Raw genomic sequence first — 16,975 nt, 5'->3', positions numbered from 1 at the left:
AACCGCAAATAATAATCCTTTTCATGATCTAAAATAAATTTTCATCCACAAAATTCGGCAACGTCACTTTTAAATTCGGTTCGGTTTCCATGGCTCGTTTTATGGCAAAAATCGCCCCTTTATTTCTTGCCCAACTTCTGCGGGAAATGCCATTATTGACGTCCCAAAAAAGCATAGATTTTAATCTTTTTTCGGCTTCTGGAGTTCCATCAAGCAACATTCCGAAACCGCCGTTAATGACTTCTCCCCAACCAACGCCGCCTCCATTATGGATAGAAACCCAAGTTGCACCTCTGAAACTGTCGCCAATTACGTTGTGAATGGCCATATCTGCGGTAAATCTGGAACCGTCGTAAATATTGGAAGTTTCTCGGTAAGGCGAATCTGTCCCCGAAACATCGTGGTGATCTCGACCTAAAACTACGGCGCCAATTTCTCCATTTTTTATCGCATTGTTGAACGCTTCTGCAATTTTCATTCTGCCTTCTGCATCGGCGTAGAGAATTCTCGCTTGTGAACCCACCACCAAATTATTTTCTTGCGCGCCTTTTATCCAAGTGATATTATCTTGCATTTGCTGCTGAATTTCTGGTGGAGAATTTTTCATTAATTCTTCTAAAACTTCGCTAGCAATTTCATCAGTTTTTGCTAAATCTTCTGGTTTTCCACTGGTACAAACCCAACGAAACGGTCCGAAACCAAAATCGAAACACATGGGTCCCATAATATCTTGCACATAACTTGGAAATTTAAACTCTCGCCCCAAACTTGGATTTTCCGACATTACATCTGCTCCTGCTCTACTCGCTTCCAATAAAAACGCATTTCCATAATCGAAAAAATAAGTTCCATTTTCGCTGTGTTTGTTGATTGCTTTGGCGTGTCTTCTCAAACTTTCATACACTTTTTCTTTAAAAAGTTTAGGGTTTTCTGCCATCATTTTGTTGGATTCTTCAAATGAAATTCCGACCGGATAATAACCGCCTGCAAAAGGATTGTGAAGTGAAGTTTGATCTGAACCAATATCAACTTTTAAATTTTCTTCATCAAATTTTTCCCAAACTTCCACCACATTTCCAAGATAAGCAAGGGAAACCGTTTCTTGAATTTCCTGCGCTTTTCTTACTCTGGAAATTAATTTATCTAAATTGTCATAAATTTCATCTATCCATTTTTGGTCGTGACGAATTTTGGTAATTTTTGGGTTTACTTCTGCACAAATAGTGATACATCCTGCAATATTTCCGGCTTTTGGTTGTGCTCCGGACATTCCGCCTAAACCTGAAGTGAGGAAAATTCCGCCTTTTGAATGTTTTTTAATTTTTCTAAAAGCATTTAAAACGGTGATAGTCGTTCCATGCACAATTCCTTGTGGCCCAATGTACATGTAACTTCCTGCTGTCATTTGTCCGTATTGCGAAACTCCCAAAGCATTGAATTTTTCCCAATCGTCTGGTTTTGAATAATTTGGAATCACCATTCCATTGGTTACTACAACTCGCGGCGCATCTCTATGGCTTGGAAAAAGTCCCATTGGATGACCGGAATACATTGTTAAGGTCTGCTCGTCTGTCATTTCTGACAAATATTTCATTGTGAGAAGATATTGCGCCCAATTTTGAAACACCGCACCATTTCCGCCGTAAGTAATGAGTTCGTGTGGATGTTGCGCCACTGCATAATCCAAATTATTTTGGATCATAAACATTATTGCTTTTGCTTGTTCAGATTTCCCTGGATATTCTGAAATTGGTCGTGCTTTCATTTCATAATCTGGACGAAAGCGGTACATATAAATCCTGCCAAAATCTTCTAATTCTTGTCTAAATTCTGGCAATAACTCTGCGTGAAATCTTGGATCGAAATAGCGAAGTGCATTTTTTAAAGCGAGTTTTTTTTCTTCTTCGCTGAGAATTTCTTTGCGCTTTGGCGCGTGATTGATTTGGGCTTCGTAAGGTTTTATTGCAGGAAGAACTTTAGGAATTCCTTGTTGAATTTTTTCTTGGAAAGTCATTTTAAAAGTTTAAAATTCTGATGGTTTAAAGGTATTCAAATAAATATAGTCCAACAAATTATTTAAGAAATGCAACAATTCCCCTCCTTTGGAGGGGTGGATTATAAAATTTGAAAAATTTTATAAGACGGGGTGGTTTCCATATTTTTCAATTATAAAATTTTCTAAATCTTTCATTACCAAATTCAAATTATGTTTAACATCAAAGTCTTTAATTATAAAAAATTCTAATCCTAAAGATTCTAATTTTTTTTGTTTAAAAATGGTATTTTTATCTTTACTTTCATGGCTACTTAGATCAATTTCAACAATCAAACCTAAAGTTTTTACATAAAAATCTACTATATAATTACCAATAATTCTTTGCCTGTCAAAATCTATATTATGAAAAGATTTTACTCTCACTTGTTTCCAAAATAAAACCTCACTTAAAATTCCTGCCTTTCTTTTTTCTTTTGATAATTGCCTTAAACTTGGATTATAGGGTAAATTCTCCACAAAATTTCTGCGGATTGGAATATTGTTGATATATGTTAAAATTTCTTCTTTCATCTATAAAAACCACCCCGTCAAAAATTCTTTCCGAATTTTTGCCACCCCTCCAGAGGAGGGGAATTTCTCGATGCAAAATTTCTGGAAATTAGACTATATAATTTATTATTTAAAGATAAATAATTTTATTTGAACACAATACTTCTCGTCTGAAAAGAAAAAAACCGAACTTGATAGCCCGGATTGGAACGACATCTTTTTTATTTTTTGTCAGAAAAAATAAAAATATATAGTGGAAAGCCGGCACAATCTTCGAAAAAACTGAAACCGTCTTGCTCCCTATTTTAGAATTTTTAATTAATTAAATCTTCATTCACTTCTTCGTGGTTATCATTATTATCGCTTGTGCTATAATAATTATTTTCCTCATCTTCAGAACCCACGTCTTCTTGTGCATTGTCTAACTCTGAACCTGGAACGTCTAACCCCATTTCCATAGCATCATCTAAATCTTCATTTTCTCTCAATTCCCCATTTGAATCTATAGAAACAGGCTCATTTTGTGTGAAAATATCATCAGATTTTGGATAATTAAGTTCTTCTAAATTTTCATTTTGCCCTTTTCGGTTGTTGTCGGTATTCATAATGTAATTTTATTTTATTGTAACAAAAGCATTGCCATTGATGAAAATATTTTAAGAAATATAATATTCCAGATTTTAGATTTTGATACTTTTAATTAAAATAAAATATTTATCTCCCAATAATTCTATATTTTTACCGAAATAAATTCAATTTCTATAAAATTTATTTGATATTTGTAATTAATTAAAATTAGTAATGAAAACGAATGCTTATATAAAAGGAACTGGCTCTTATGTCCCACCAAAAATTTTGAAAAATGATTTTTTTGAAGCGGTAGGTTCTTCAGATGAATGGATATTTAAAAATTTAGGAATCAGAGAACGGCGAATTGCGGTTGGTGAAGTAACGAGCGATTTAGCCTATAAAGCTGGATTAAAAGCTTTGGAGGGCACCGGTGTTACACCTGAAGACATAAATTTAATTATTGTTGCGACTTCTACGCCAGATCGCCAAGCGCCATCTACCGCGTGTTTTGTGCAAGAAAAAATGGGTGCTTTCCAAGCGGTGGCTTTTGATATTTCTGCGGTTTGCTCTGGCGGACTTTATGGTATTGCCATTGCTTGCCAATTTGTGCAAACCGGAATGTATAAAAATGTTTTAATCATTGGTGCAGATACTTTTTCTACAATTACAGATTGGGAAAGAAAAGATTCTGTGTTTTTTGGCGATGGCGCAGGTGCGATTTTGATATCTGCAACTACGGAAGACAAAGGTTTTATGGATTTTAAACTACATGCTGACGGACGCGGAAAACTCCATTTTAATATTCCTGCTGGCGGATGTGAAATTCCCGCTTCCGAAGAAACTTTAAAAAATAGGCAGCATTATTTCCAAATGAATGGAAAGGAAGTTTATAACACGGCGACGAAAGTTTTACCAGAGGTTATAACAGAAATCCTAGAAGCCAACCAATTAACTTCTGACGATGTAGATTGGGTTATTCCACATCAGCCGAGTATTAGAATTTTGCAGGAAACCGCTAAAAAAGTAAATATTCCGTTTGAAAAAGTGATGACCAATATGGATAAATATGCAAACACTTCGGGCGGAACGATTCCAATTGTGTTAGATGAAACTTACAAAAGTGGGAAAATTCAACCGGGAAATTTATTGCTTTTTGCCGCAGTTGGCTCTGGTTGGACTTGGGGAACGGCGCTTTACAAAGTGTAGTTCTTAGTTTTCGGTTGTCGGTTGTCAGTTTATTAATGACTTTTAAAATATTTTTTTACTTTTTACTTTTTACTTTTTACTTTTTACTTTTTACTTTAAAATTATGCTTTCAAATCAAACTTTTTTAATTACCGGGATTGCAGATGAAAACTCATTAGCAATGAAAATAGCAGAAAAAGTGCTTCAAAACAATGGAAACGTAGTCTGCACAGGACTTGGCGTTACACCTTTTCATAAAAATTTATCAGAAAAAGCACAAGATTTTTTAAATAAAAACTACGCCGATTTCGAAAATTCTGTAAAAAAAGTTTTAGGTAATGATGTTTACACAGCACCACTAGATGTTACTTTGCCTGAAAGTTTGCAATTTTTGGCGCATGATTTAAAAGAAAAAAACATTCCAATTAATGGTTTTTTACATGCCATTGCTATGGACAAAACGATTAGAAATAAATCTGTAAAACCAATGTTGGAAGTTACTGCGGAAGAATTTAATGACACAATGAATGTGTCTGCATTTTCTCTAATTTCACTTTGCCATGCTTTGCTCGATAATGGCGTTTTGCAAAATGGCGCTTCAATTGTGTCTTTAAGTTATATTGCAGCTGAAAAGGTATCCTTTTTTCCTTACATAAATATGAGTATTGCAAAAGCGGCATTAGAAAGATTAACGATTGAAATGGCTTACGAATTGGGAAATAAATACGGAATCCGAGCAAATGCATTACGTTTTTCACCTTACATGGGAAGTAAAGCCGGAAATGCTACGTTGAAAGACGAAGATGTAGCAAGAGCAAATAGATTAAGCCCGCTTGGCAACGCTTTGCCAGAAGATCTTGCGCATGAAGTGATTCATCTTTTCCGCAAGGAAACAAGAATTACAGGCGAAATACGCCATGTGGATGGTGGTTTTCATATTATGGGGTAATAATAAATGATGATTGATGATTGATGATTGATGATTGATGATTGATGTAAAAAATACCTTTATATAATTGTTACAAGCAAATATCTCATTATAAAATTAAACACGAATAATTCAAAAATTTTTTTTTTAAAACAAATATCACGAATTTAGATGTTTTAAAAAAGTGAAAAACAGCGTTTAATACGCTGAATTATCTTTATCGGAATTGAAAGAAAATTTACCTATTTTCTGAAAAATAAAGCCTTTTCTTGCGTTTTGTATGCCTGTTTTTAAATTTTCGTATCGCCCAACATCGGTACAAACTTATAAATCCCAAATTCTTCCTTTTGAATTTCGTTTTCCGATATTTTTGTAAATCTGTAGAGAATTTGCTCATCGGTTTTCCCTAAAGGAATTACCATTTTTCCGCCTATTTTTAACTGATGAAGCAATTCTTGTGGCAAATTTTCTGCGCCGCAAGTCACCAAAATTTTATCAAAAGGCGCAAAAGTAGGAAGACCAGCAAACCCATCACCAAAACTTTGAAATTTTGGGCGGCAATTCAGTTCTCTAAATTTATTTTTAGCATAATCAAACAAATCTTTCTGCCTTTCTATGGTGTGAACCAAAGCGTTCATTTTCATTAAAACCATCGTTTGATAACCGCATCCGGTGCCAATTTCCAAAACTTTTTCGTCTTTTTTTAATTCTAAAATTTCCGTTTGTTCGGCCACAGTTGAAGGATGTGAAATGGTTTGTTGCGCCGCAATAGGAAAAGCGCGATCTTCATAAGCGAATTCTTCAAAAATACTTTGAATAAAAAGATGGCGCGGCACTTCATTGATGGCCTGAAGAACATTTTCATCTAAAATTCCGATTTTTTCTCGCAAATATTCTACTAAAATCTTACGTTTCCCCTTATGTACAAAAGAATCTTTCATTAAAACAAAAATAAGAATTTAGTTTGGAGATTGGAAGAATTGAGATTGAAGATTTGAAATTTTCTGAATTCAATTTAAAATGCTTATTCATTTTTATTAAATTAGTAAAAATTTAAAAAAATAATGTCAAAAATAAAAACTGCACTACTCGCTTATGGCGATTCTGGCAAGTTATTTCACGCACCATTTTTAGAAGTTCATTCTGGTTTTGAACTAATTGGCGCGTACGAAAGAAGTAAAAAAAACATTGAAAACGATTTTAAAAACGTAAAAAGCTTTGCAACTTTAGAAGAAGTTTTAGAAAGCGAAGCAGAATTAATTGTTGTAAACACGCCAGTTCACACGCATTTTGAATTGGCTAAAAAATCACTTTTAGCGGGTAAAAATGTTTTAGTAGAAAAATGTTTTACCACCAATGTAGCCGAAGCCATTGAACTTGATTCTATCGCAAAAGCGCAAAATGTAAAACTTTGCATCTATCAAAATCGGCGATGGGACAGCGATTTTAAAACCGTTCAAAAGATTTTAAAAGATAATATTTTGGATGAAATTGTTGAAGCGGAAATAAGGTTTGAACGATATAACCCGATTTTAAGTCAGAAAACTTGGAAAGAAGAAATGCAAAATGGCTCTGGGATTTTGTGGGACTTAGGCGCGCATATTATTGATCAAGCCTTGGTTCTATTCGGCTTTCCAACGCAACTTTTCGCCGATTTACGAAAACTTCGAAAAGACACAAAAGTGGTAGATTATTTTGATATTTTGCTTTATTATCCCGATAAAAGAGTTCGTTTAAAAGCCTCTTTTTTTGCGAAAGAAGTTTTGCCCGCCTATGTTTTGCAAGGAAGAAAAGGTAGTTTTTTGAAGATGCGCGCCGATGTGCAAGAAGATGATTTAAAAGCTGGAAAAAAGCCAAATTTCAAAGATTGGGGAACTGAAAATGAAAGCCAAAAAGGTATTTTAAATACCTTCAAAAATAGAATCTTCATCGATAGTTTGAAAGGTAATTATCTAGAATTTTTCGGGGAATTATACCAAGCGCTTTCAAAAAATAAACCTGTACCAGTTTCAGCAGAAGATGCGATAAAAACAATGAAAATTATTGAAGGGGCAATAAAAAGTTCGGAGGAGCAAAAAATTGTTTGTTTTTAAATAAAATGATTATTGCGCAAAATTCTCAAGGATATTTTTCAGATTTTAAATATTGGCAAAAAATAATTTTTAAGCCGTTTGGCGAAATTCAAACCTAAAATTAACCTTTGCATTCTTTGTGTGAAATAGTGAAATAAAATGTTTGCCGAAATGTTTATCTTTACGGGAAAGAAAATAAATTCAAAAATATGTTAAACGCAGGTTTAGTTGGTGCAGGCCATTTGGGGAAAATTCATTTGAAACTTCTTAATCAATCAAAGAAATATAATTTGGTTGGTTTTCATGATAAAGACGTAGAAAACGGCAAAAAATTAGAAGCCGAATTCGGTTATAAATATTTTGAAAATTTTGATGAATTGTTATCTAAAATTGAAATGCTCGATATTGTAACGCCCACGCTTTACCATTACGATTTTGCAATGAAAGCCATCGGAAATAAGATTCCCTTTTTTATTGAAAAACCCGTTACACAAAATTTAAAAGAAGCAGAAGAAATCCTTTTTAAATGCAGAGAATTTGGGATAAAAGCGCAAGTTGGTCATGTTGAACGCTACAATCCAGCATTTATTGGCTCAAAAGATTACATCAAAAACCCAATGTTTATCGAGATTCACCGTTTGGCAGAATTTAATCCGCGTGGGACGGATGTTTCTGTCGTTTTAGATTTAATGATTCACGATTTGGATATTTTGCTTTCTATTGTAAAATCTAAAGTAAAAAAAATTCACGCTTCTGGCGTTTCCGTGGTTTCAAAATCGCCGGATATTTGCAATGCGAGAATTGAGTTTGAAAACGGTTGCGTTGCTAATCTTACGACTTCAAGAATTTCTATGAAAGCCATGCGGAAATCGAGATTCTTCCAGAAAGACGCTTACATTTCGGTTGATTTTCTAGAGAAAAAAGCAGAAGTCATTAGGATGAAAGAAGCGCCTGAAAACCCGAGTGATTTTGATATGATTATAGAAAATGCGGAAGGCGAAAAAAATCAGATTATTTTTGAATATCCACCGATTTCGCCGAATAACGCAATTTTAGACGAACTGGAAAGTTTTGCCGATGCGATTACAGAAAATAAAAATGTGGAAGTTTCTCTGGAAGACGGAACGGAAGCGTTGAAAGTGGCGCTGGAAATCGTGAAGATGATTAATTAATAATAAAAAACCGAATTACTTGTGTCATTGCGAGGAACGAAATGCAATGTAGTGACGAAGCAATCCGTTGAAAAAAATTCTGCATTCTACAACAGATTGCTTCGTTCCTCGCAATGACGCTAAAAACTAAAAATGAAGAATATAATTATTATGACTTTCAATTTTTAACGGATGATGCAACAGCGAATAGGAAATTTAAAAATCTTTAAAGTCAAAATAATATTGTAGTAAAGTTTAACTAATAAAAATTCATCATTATAAAACCTTGAAAATAACTTCTTATGAAAAAAACAATCCTATTTTCTGCTATTCTGCTCTCACAATTGGGAACTGCACAGTTTTTAAAAAGAAGCGGTGAGGAAATCGTGAATGAAAAAGGTAAAAACATCCAGTTGAAAGGTCTTGGTTTAGGTGGCTGGATGTTGCAAGAAGGTTATATGCTAAAAACTGCCGATTTTGCAGGACCGCAGTATCAAATTAAAGAAAAAATAAAAGAATTGATTGGTGAAAAGGGAATGAAAAATTTCTATAAAACTTACCTTAAAAACGGAATAACCAAAAAGGATATAGACTTCTTGGCAAAGGCGGGTTTTAACTCCGTTCGACTTCCGATGCATTACAATCTTTACACTTTGCCAATCGAAAAAGAACCAATAAAAGGCGAAAATACTTGGCTGAAAAAAGGTTTTGAGATGACGGATAACTTACTGAAATGGTGCCAAGAAAATAAAATGTATTTAATTTTAGATTTGCACGCCGCGCCTGGCGGACAAGGAAATGACGTCAATATTTCCGATAATGATAAGTCAAAACCTTCGTTGTGGGAAAGTGAAGAAAACCAGAAAAAAACAATTGCGCTTTGGAAAAAACTCGCCGAAAGATATAAAAATGAACCTTGGATTGGAGGTTATGATATCTTAAATGAACCAAACATCAACTTTACAGGGAAAAATCCAAACGGAACGGATGAAATGTCGAATGCGCCACTTTGGAAATTGGAAAAAGAAATCACAGAAGCCATCCGCAGTGAAGATAAAAAACACATCATCATCATCGAAGGAAATGGCTGGGGAAATAATTATAATGGTTTAAAGGAAATTTGGGATGATAATATGGCTTTCAGTTTCCATAAATACTGGAATTTCAATAATATTGGAAGTATTCAATTTGCCCTAGATCTTCGGAAAAAATTCAATACGCCAATTTGGTTGGGCGAAACTGGCGAAAATTCTAATGTTTGGTTTACAGAATTAAATCAACTTTTAGAAAAAGAAAATATCGGCTGGGCTTATTGGCCAATGAAAAAAATTGATAATATCGCAGGAATTACCAATGTAAAAATCACTCCAGAATACGAAAAACTTCTTGATTATTGGAAAAATGGCGGCACAAAACCCTCAAAAGAATTTGCCGAAAAAGCATTAATGAAAATTGCCGACAATTATAAATTTTCTAAAGTGGAAATTATAAAAGATGTGATAGACGCCTTATTCCGGCAAGTGAATGATTCTACCACAATCGCTTTTAAAAACCATCCGATTCCGGGGAAAATTCTCGCGGTAGAATATGATTTGGGTAGAATGGGATCTGCGTATAACGATACAGATTATAGAAATCTTTGGGTGAGTGATGAAATATTTAGATCAGATTGGAATTCTGGAAATCAACTCAGAAACGACGGCGTTGATATTTATAAAACCAAAGAAAACCAATATTACGTTGGAAAAACTGAAAAAGGCGAATGGCTGCAATATACAGTGAACTCGGAAACAGCAAAAAATTATCAATTAATTATTAAATATTCTGCAACTCAAGATTCAAAAATAAAAATTGGAGAGGCTTCCGGGAAAGAATTGGCTGCAATTTCCTTAAATGCTACTGGTGGAAACGATTCTTGGAAAACAACTTCTGGCACAACAATCAATCTTAAAAAAGGAGAAAATAAATTGAGAATTTACTTTGAAAATAATGCTGTTAATTTACTTGATATTGAATTGAAATAAAAAAATAAATGAAAAATTTACTCCCACTTTTCTTTCTTATTTTCACAATTTCCTGCACAGAAAAAAAGCAAGAAATTAAAAATAAAGCCAATTTAAAAGCAGAAATTCAAAATGTTATTAAAGATAAAAATGCAACAATTGGCGTTTCGATTTTGGGTTTTGAAAAGCCATTTGAATTAAACATCAACGGCGACAAGCATTTGCCGATGCAAAGCGTTTTTAAATTTCATATTGCTTTGGCGGTTTTGAATTTGGTGGATACGGGAGAATTAAATTTAAACCAAAAAATTTTTATTAAAAAATCTGATCTTTTAGAAAATACTTGGAGCCCAATTCGCGAGAAATATCCAAATGGAAATATAGAATTAACTTTAGCGGAAATTATAAAATACACCGTTGCGCAAAGTGACAATAACGGTTGCGATATTTTATTAAAATTAATTGGCGGCGTACAAACCGTGCAAGATTTTACCAACTCTAAAGCGGTGAAAGATTTTCAAATTAAATATAATGAAGAAAAAATGCACCAAGATTGGAACGCGCAATATGAAAATTACAGTTCCACAAATTCTCTTGTGAATGTATTAAAAGCGTTTTACAATGATAAAATAGTTTCAAAATCTTCCACAGATTTTCTAATGAAAATTTTAATTGGAACAACTACCGGCCAAAATAAATTGAAAGCACTTTTACCAAAAACCGCAATTATTGCTCACAAAACCGGTTCTTCTGGGAAAAATGATGCGGGTTTAACAGGCGCCGAAAATGATATGGGAATTGTAACTTTACCCAACGGAAATCATTATGCCATCTGCGTTTTTGTAAGTAATTCTAAAGAAACCGAAGCAATAAATTGTAAAATAATTGCCGATATTTCTAAACTTGTATATGAAAATTTAAAAGATAATTGAGGTGAAAAAATTTCTTCTTTGTTCGCTTTTGCTCATCTCATCTATTTCTTGGGCGCAAACTTTCAGTAAAATTTCTTTCACCACCGAAAAAGTGAATAATGAATATCAAATATATGCTGAAAATGCTGAATTGGTGCCAATGTCCGTGTATTTTCAATTTACGCTAGAAAATATGCAATCAACTTTGCCTGCTGATAAAATAATCGTGATTCCTGCAAATTCTAAAAGATTTCCAGTATTTAAACTGTCGATTATTAATTTAAAAAAAGCCGCCAGGTATAATTTCAGATCAACTTATAATTTCGGAGATGTAACGCTGACAAAATTTGATGAAAATTACATCTACGATTTACCATTCGAAACGGGCAAAACTTACGCCATTTACCAAGGTTACAATGGGAAAATTTCGCATCAAAATCAGGCCGCATTGGATTTTGGTTTAGATGTGGGCGACAAAATATTTGCAGCGCGTGAAGGAAAAGTAGTAGCAATTGAAGAAGGTTTTAATACAAGATGCGAAACCATTGAATGTGCAAAATTTAATAATAAAATTCTTATTTTGCAGCCAGATGGCACTTTTGCAGAATATTTACATTTAAAGCAAAATGGTGCAGAAGTTCAGTTGGGAGATGAAATCAGCAAAGGGCAATTTATTGGTTATAGCGGAAACACAGGTTGGTCAACAGGGCCACACTTACATTTTGCCGTATTCTTGAACAAGATGAAAGGCGAACGAATTTATATTAAAACCAAATTTAAAACGTCAACTTCAAATGCAGAATATTTAGAAGAAAAGAAGAAATATACTAAATCAAAATAAATAATTTATATGAAAAACATAGTTGTAATCGGCGCAGGAACAATGGGAAACGGTATCGCACATACCTTTGCACAAAACGGTTTCAAAGTAGAATTGGTAGATGTATCTGAAGAAGCTTTACAAAAAGGGCTGAAAACAATAGCTGCAAATTTAGATAGAATAGTTGCGAAAGGAAATTTAACCGAAGACCAAAAGGCAGAAACTTTAGGTAATATTTCTAGTTTCACTTCTTTAGAAAATTGTTCTAAAAACACCGATTTAATAGTGGAAGCGGCAACAGAAAATCTTGATTTAAAACTGAAAATCTTTAAACAAATGGATGATTTTGCGCCAGAAAATTGCATTTTGGCGACTAATACTTCCTCCATTTCTATCACAAAAATTGCGGCTGCCACTTCGCGCCCAGAGAAAGTAATTGGCATGCACTTTATGAATCCTGTCCCAGTGATGAAATTGGTGGAAATTATAAAAGGCTACTCTACTTCCAAAGAAACGTTTGATCAAACTTTTGCAATGTCTAAAACTTTAGGAAAAGTGCCGGTTGAAGTAAACGATTATCCAGGATTTGTGGCGAATAGAATTCTCATGCCGATGATTAACGAAGCGATAGAAACCCTTTACAACGGCGTTGCAGGCGTAGAAGAAATAGATACGGTGATGAAATTGGGAATGGCGCATCCGATGGGACCGCTTCAATTGGCAGATTTTATTGGGCTAGATGTTTGTTTGGCGATTATGAATGTGATGTATGATGGTTTCAAAAATCCGAAATATGCGCCAAATCCGTTGTTGGTAAATATGGTGATGGCAGGCAAAAAAGGTGTGAAGTCTGGCGAAGGATTTTATGATTATTCCGAAAGTAGAAAAGCAGAAAAAGTGGCAAAAATGTTTGCTAAATAAAATCTAAAGACCATTGAAAAGAAAACAAGAAAGCACAATCCGGTGGTTTTTATTAATTACCACTTTTGTAATGATAATTTTACGCGTTCTCTTGAACGAAAAAGGCAGGGTAAATCCAGATTCTATCCGCTACTTTCGCACAGCAAAAGTATTTCCGGTGATTGATAATACAACAACGCCACTCGGATATCCACTTTTTATAAAATTTTTCGCATTTCTCTCTGATGAATTTTGGGCGAGTAAAATTATTGGTCTTTTGTCCTTTTTATTTATAATCTATTTTGCTTGGAAAAAGAAGTTTTATTTTAAAGAAACACTTATAACAGCGGCACTTTTCAGCTACGTTTCTATATTTTCTTATAGCATGAGCGAAACATTAATCTTGCCTTTTGTATTTGTTTTTCTCTACATTGGTCGCCAAATCATTATTGGTGAACTTAGCGGCAAAAAAGCGATTATCTATTTAAGTTTGATTTTAATTTTGATGTACAATATTCGCTACAGTGCACTGTTTTTCATCCTATCAGTTTTCGGATTTGGAATATTATATTATAAAAAAAATTACGCCAAAATATTTCTGATTTCTGCTTTGCCAGGCCTTTTATACATTGTTTTATATAAGTATTTTTTTATTGATTATTTTAATCAAGATTACATTAAAGAATTTTTAAAAATTGGCCTTAAACCAAGTTCGGAACTTTTAGTAGAACTATTTCAAGGACTTTGCACCAGTTTTAACCCGTTTATCCATATCGCAAGCCCTAGTGGCGGTTTTATTAATTACGGAATTTACGGAATTGGAGCATTAAATATTTTTATAATGCTCTATCTTTTCTTGAAGAATAAAGTTTCTGCGAGCGAAAAATTTTTACTATTTACAGGTTTATTTACGATAATTTGTTCATATTTTATTCAGTATTTTTATTCGGTTAACCCTCTAGATTATAGACTTTTGTCGCCTTTTATTTTAAGTATTTGGTTGGTTTACTTTAAGAAATTATTTAATATTTTTGGTCTTTATACTTATTCGATAGCAATTTTAAGCTTAATGACTGGCTTTCTTTTTACGTGGCTTTCTCGTGGGAACTATTTAGAAAATCGAAAAAACATCACTCGGTTTTTGGTAAATGAAAAACTAGACAAAGTTCCTTTAAAATATTACCTCATCAATGATTCAGACACCGAAAAAAAAGTACAAGTTGCAGAACTAATAAGCACAGTAAATCCACAAGTTTCAATTACTTTTAAACCGAAAGACACATTAGAAGAAAGCACTCTCACTGAGTATAAAGTGAGTTCAAAAATAAAAATAAGTAAGAATCCATTTCAATAAGAATTTCTTACCTTTGAGCAGAAATTAAAATTTTAAAAAAATGAAATTACCAAAGTTTTTATTAGCAGACAACTCCGATATGCCGGAAGATTTATTTGTAGTGCACACAGAATATCCAAGATTTATTTTAAACGTTGAAGAAGAAGAAGTAGAATGGTTTGATGATTTGGAAGGCGATGACGAGGAAACAATGGCCGACGAAGCCACAAAAGTGGTAGAAGCCGCTTTTAAATGGTGTGACGATGAATTGGCGAAATACGACGAAGAAGACGAAGATTAATTTTTGGTTTAAACTAAAAATATAATATTAAAAGAACTCAGAAATGGGTTCTTTTTTGTTTTCCTCATATAAACCACTTTAAAGTAGAGGAATCTATTGAAAACAAAAATCTTCAATTTTTTAAAACTTTGTTCACAATAATTTTAGAAAAAACTACTGTGCTTTAGTAAGATATTAATAAGAAAAATGCCACGCTCCAGAAAAAAATTATAATTTAGTAGAAAATTTAATAAACTATGAAAAAATTCAGTTCTGTTCTGTTATTATTTGTGTTTGTTTTTAGCTTTTCTCAAGAGCAAAAAAAAGCAAGCAATAATTATATAAAAGAGCATTATACCAAAAAAGAAATCTATATCACCATGCGTGATGGCGTAAAACTCTTCACCTCTATCTACACGCCAAAAGATATTTCTAAAGATAAAAAATATCCAATTTTAATGCAAAGAACTTGTTACAGCGTTGCGCCTTATGGTGAAAATGAGTTTAAATCTGCGATTGGCCCGAATAAATATTTGATGAAAGATGAATACATTTTCGTCTATCAAGACGTTCGAGGCAGATATATGAGCGAAGGAACTTGGACGAATATGACGCCGCAAGTAGAACATAAAACCAAAAAAGATGTAGATGAAAGCACCGATACTTACGACACCGTAGATTGGTTGGTGAAAAATCTTCCGAACAACAACGGAAAAGTGGGACAATATGGAACGTCTTATCCAGGTTTTTATACCGCAGTTGGTTTATTAGCGCATCATCCGGCTTTGGTTGCTTCTTCGCCACAAGCGCCAATTTCTAATTTTTGGAACGATGATTTTTTACACAATGGCAGATTTATGCTTGGCTATTTCCGCACGTTTCCGGTATTTGGAATCCAAAAAACAGAACCGACACCTAAAGCCTGGTTTGCAGATAGTATGATAAAAAAATATTCTGACGACGGCCTGAAATTTTACCAAGACTTGGGAACTTTAAAAGACGGTGTAGATAAATATTATAAAAATAATTTCTTTATGCAGCAGATTATGGATCATCCCAACTACGATGATTTCTGGCAAAAAAGAAATTTATTACCACATTTGACAGACGTGAATCAGGCTGTTTTGCTCGTTGGCGGTTGGTTTGATGCAGAAGATTTATCTGGCCCTTTAAATATTTACAAAACCATCCAAAAAACTTCGCCAAAAGCGAAAAGCACCATTGTGATGGGCCCTTTTTCTCATGGTGCTTGGGGAAGAGAAACCGGAAAAGCCTATCATAATGATATTTATTTCGGCGATAGCATTGCGACTTACTATCAGAAAAATTTGGAAACTAAATTTTTTGCGCATTATTTAAAAGGAAATACCAACGAAGATTCTGGAATTCCAGAAGCAGTAATGTTTGATACAGGTGCAAAAAAATGGCGCGAATTTTCAAAATATCCGCCAGAAAATGCAAAAAAAGAAGATTTCTATTTTGTGAATAATAAACTGGAAATGAACCCCTCAGAAAGTACCACAGAATATTACAGCGATCCAAACAAACCAGTTGTAAGTTCAGAAAACTTGAAAGATTTTAATGGTTTTACGCCCAGAAATTATATGAGTGAAGACCAAAGATTTGCAGATATGCGACCAGATGTGGCGACTTTCACCACAGATGTTTTAACAGACGATATCACTTTTGGAGGCGAATTAATGGCAAAACTCAATATTTCATCTACGTCAACAGATGCTGATTTCATCGTAAAATTAATTGATATTTATCCGGAAAATGAGCCAGAAAATCCAGATAAACCAAACGTGATTATGGCCAATTACCATCAAATGGTTCGAAGTGAAATAATGCCCGCAAGATTTAGAAATTCTATTGAAAAACCGGAGGCTTTAGTTCCAAATCAAAAAACGGCGGTCGATTTTAAACTTCAAGATGTGATGCACACATTCAAAAAAGGGCATAAAATACAAGTTCAGATTGAAAGCACTTGGTTTCCGCTTTATACGGTGAACCCTCAGAAGTTTATTCCTAATGTAAATTTAGCGACGAAAGCAGATTATACAAAAGCGTTTATTAAAATTTACGGTGATAGTAAATTAGAAGCAGACGTGATTAAATAGTTGTCAGTTCATAGTTGATAGTTGACAGTTAAATAATTAGAAACAAAAAAGTGCAGAAAGTAATTTCGGCACTTTTTTTATGATGATTTTAAAATCTATTATCTCATGTCTAAAATCTCAATTCTAAAATCTCAATTCTAAAATCTCAATTCTAAAC

General features: G+C 33.6%; 15 protein-coding genes. 11 read left to right on the top strand and 4 right to left on the bottom strand.

Annotated elements, in window-relative coordinates; genetic code table 11:
* Nucleotides 1-28 precede the first annotated feature (28 nt).
* The 3 genes from C4S29_RS11765 to C4S29_RS11755 all read right to left on the bottom strand — a co-directional run bounded on the left by C4S29_RS11765 (nucleotide 29) and on the right by C4S29_RS11755 (nucleotide 3,150).
* The gene (locus C4S29_RS11765) at nucleotides 29-2,014 is read right to left on the bottom strand and encodes a urocanate hydratase (RefSeq protein WP_103914298.1); all 1,986 of its coding nucleotides are present in this window, start codon (nucleotides 2,012-2,014) and stop codon (nucleotides 29-31) included.
* A 120-nt stretch (nucleotides 2,015-2,134) separates the two neighbouring features.
* Nucleotides 2,135-2,566, bottom strand: coding sequence for an endonuclease domain-containing protein (locus tag C4S29_RS11760; protein ID WP_103914297.1), 432 nt, complete (start codon nucleotides 2,564-2,566; stop codon nucleotides 2,135-2,137).
* Between the two features lie 293 nt (nucleotides 2,567-2,859).
* Nucleotides 2,860-3,150, bottom strand: a complete 291-nt coding sequence (locus tag C4S29_RS11755; RefSeq protein WP_103914296.1) for a hypothetical protein — start codon at nucleotides 3,148-3,150, stop codon at nucleotides 2,860-2,862.
* Nucleotides 3,151-3,346: 196 nt separating this feature from the next.
* Here C4S29_RS11755 and C4S29_RS11750 point away from each other — a divergent pair, with 196 nt between their 5' ends.
* On the top strand, nucleotides 3,347-4,321 hold the full coding sequence (locus tag C4S29_RS11750; RefSeq protein ID WP_103914295.1) for a beta-ketoacyl-ACP synthase III: 975 nt from the start codon (nucleotides 3,347-3,349) through the stop codon (nucleotides 4,319-4,321).
* Between the two features lie 103 nt (nucleotides 4,322-4,424).
* Nucleotides 4,425-5,249 (top strand): SDR family oxidoreductase, encoded by an 825-nt coding sequence (locus C4S29_RS11745; RefSeq protein ID WP_103914294.1) that lies wholly within the window; start codon nucleotides 4,425-4,427, stop codon nucleotides 5,247-5,249.
* 269 nt (nucleotides 5,250-5,518) lie between these two features.
* On the opposite strand, the gene C4S29_RS11740 is transcribed toward C4S29_RS11745, so the two are convergent.
* The gene (locus tag C4S29_RS11740) at nucleotides 5,519-6,169 is read right to left on the bottom strand and encodes a protein-L-isoaspartate(D-aspartate) O-methyltransferase (protein ID WP_103914293.1); all 651 of its coding nucleotides are present in this window, start codon (nucleotides 6,167-6,169) and stop codon (nucleotides 5,519-5,521) included.
* Nucleotides 6,170-6,292: 123 nt separating this feature from the next.
* Between C4S29_RS11740 and C4S29_RS11735 the strand changes: the two genes are divergently transcribed.
* The 9 genes from C4S29_RS11735 to C4S29_RS11695 all read left to right on the top strand — a co-directional run bounded on the left by C4S29_RS11735 (nucleotide 6,293) and on the right by C4S29_RS11695 (nucleotide 16,818).
* Complete coding sequence (locus tag C4S29_RS11735) at nucleotides 6,293-7,321, top strand: Gfo/Idh/MocA family oxidoreductase (protein ID WP_103914292.1); 1,029 nt, start codon at nucleotides 6,293-6,295, stop codon at nucleotides 7,319-7,321.
* A gap of 188 nt (nucleotides 7,322-7,509) precedes the next feature.
* Nucleotides 7,510-8,472 carry a Gfo/Idh/MocA family protein gene (locus C4S29_RS11730; protein WP_103914291.1) on the top strand — a complete coding sequence of 321 codons (963 nt, stop codon included), beginning with the start codon at nucleotides 7,510-7,512 and terminating at the stop codon, nucleotides 8,470-8,472.
* A 281-nt stretch (nucleotides 8,473-8,753) separates the two neighbouring features.
* The gene (locus tag C4S29_RS11725) at nucleotides 8,754-10,475 is read left to right on the top strand and encodes a cellulase family glycosylhydrolase (protein WP_103914290.1); all 1,722 of its coding nucleotides are present in this window, start codon (nucleotides 8,754-8,756) and stop codon (nucleotides 10,473-10,475) included.
* Nucleotides 10,476-10,483: 8 nt separating this feature from the next.
* Nucleotides 10,484-11,386 carry a class A beta-lactamase, subclass A2 gene (bla, locus tag C4S29_RS11720; protein ID WP_103914289.1) on the top strand — a complete coding sequence of 301 codons (903 nt, stop codon included), beginning with the start codon at nucleotides 10,484-10,486 and terminating at the stop codon, nucleotides 11,384-11,386.
* 1 nt (nucleotide 11,387) lies between these two features.
* Nucleotides 11,388-12,206, top strand: a complete 819-nt coding sequence (locus C4S29_RS11715) for a M23 family metallopeptidase (RefSeq protein WP_103914288.1) — start codon at nucleotides 11,388-11,390, stop codon at nucleotides 12,204-12,206.
* A 9-nt stretch (nucleotides 12,207-12,215) separates the two neighbouring features.
* Nucleotides 12,216-13,106 (top strand): 3-hydroxybutyryl-CoA dehydrogenase, encoded by an 891-nt coding sequence (locus tag C4S29_RS11710; protein WP_103914287.1) that lies wholly within the window; start codon nucleotides 12,216-12,218, stop codon nucleotides 13,104-13,106.
* 13 nt (nucleotides 13,107-13,119) lie between these two features.
* Entirely contained in the window at nucleotides 13,120-14,439 is a 1,320-nt protein-coding gene (locus C4S29_RS11705) for a hypothetical protein (RefSeq protein ID WP_103914286.1), read from the top strand.
* A 40-nt stretch (nucleotides 14,440-14,479) separates the two neighbouring features.
* Nucleotides 14,480-14,719, top strand: a complete 240-nt coding sequence (locus tag C4S29_RS11700; RefSeq protein WP_103914285.1) for a hypothetical protein — start codon at nucleotides 14,480-14,482, stop codon at nucleotides 14,717-14,719.
* 236 nt (nucleotides 14,720-14,955) lie between these two features.
* Entirely contained in the window at nucleotides 14,956-16,818 is a 1,863-nt protein-coding gene (locus tag C4S29_RS11695) for a CocE/NonD family hydrolase (RefSeq protein WP_103914284.1), read from the top strand.
* The last annotated feature ends 157 nt before the right edge of the window (nucleotides 16,819-16,975 follow it).

It is taken from the genome of Halpernia humi, from assembly GCF_900108025.1.
Classification (GTDB): domain Bacteria; phylum Bacteroidota; class Bacteroidia; order Flavobacteriales; family Weeksellaceae; genus Halpernia; species Halpernia humi.
This window is presented reverse-complemented; position numbering and strand designations above follow the sequence as displayed.

Coding starts and splice junctions, on each gene's coding strand:
- C4S29_RS11765 (WP_103914298.1), bottom strand. CDS start 2,014: ATGACTTTCCAAGAAAAAATTCAACAAGGAATTCCTAAAGTTCTTCCT.
- C4S29_RS11745 (WP_103914294.1), top strand. CDS start 4,425: ATGCTTTCAAATCAAACTTTTTTAATTACCGGGATTGCAGATGAAAAC.
- C4S29_RS11730 (WP_103914291.1), top strand. CDS start 7,510: ATGTTAAACGCAGGTTTAGTTGGTGCAGGCCATTTGGGGAAAATTCAT.
- C4S29_RS11725 (WP_103914290.1), top strand. CDS start 8,754: ATGAAAAAAACAATCCTATTTTCTGCTATTCTGCTCTCACAATTGGGA.
- bla (WP_103914289.1), top strand. CDS start 10,484: ATGAAAAATTTACTCCCACTTTTCTTTCTTATTTTCACAATTTCCTGC.
- C4S29_RS11695 (WP_103914284.1), top strand. CDS start 14,956: ATGAAAAAATTCAGTTCTGTTCTGTTATTATTTGTGTTTGTTTTTAGC.
- C4S29_RS11710 (WP_103914287.1), top strand. CDS start 12,216: ATGAAAAACATAGTTGTAATCGGCGCAGGAACAATGGGAAACGGTATC.
- C4S29_RS11735 (WP_103914292.1), top strand. CDS start 6,293: ATGTCAAAAATAAAAACTGCACTACTCGCTTATGGCGATTCTGGCAAG.
- C4S29_RS11750 (WP_103914295.1), top strand. CDS start 3,347: ATGAAAACGAATGCTTATATAAAAGGAACTGGCTCTTATGTCCCACCA.
- C4S29_RS11700 (WP_103914285.1), top strand. CDS start 14,480: ATGAAATTACCAAAGTTTTTATTAGCAGACAACTCCGATATGCCGGAA.
- C4S29_RS11755 (WP_103914296.1), bottom strand. CDS start 3,150: ATGAATACCGACAACAACCGAAAAGGGCAAAATGAAAATTTAGAAGAA.
- C4S29_RS11760 (WP_103914297.1), bottom strand. CDS start 2,566: ATGAAAGAAGAAATTTTAACATATATCAACAATATTCCAATCCGCAGA.
- C4S29_RS11740 (WP_103914293.1), bottom strand. CDS start 6,169: ATGAAAGATTCTTTTGTACATAAGGGGAAACGTAAGATTTTAGTAGAA.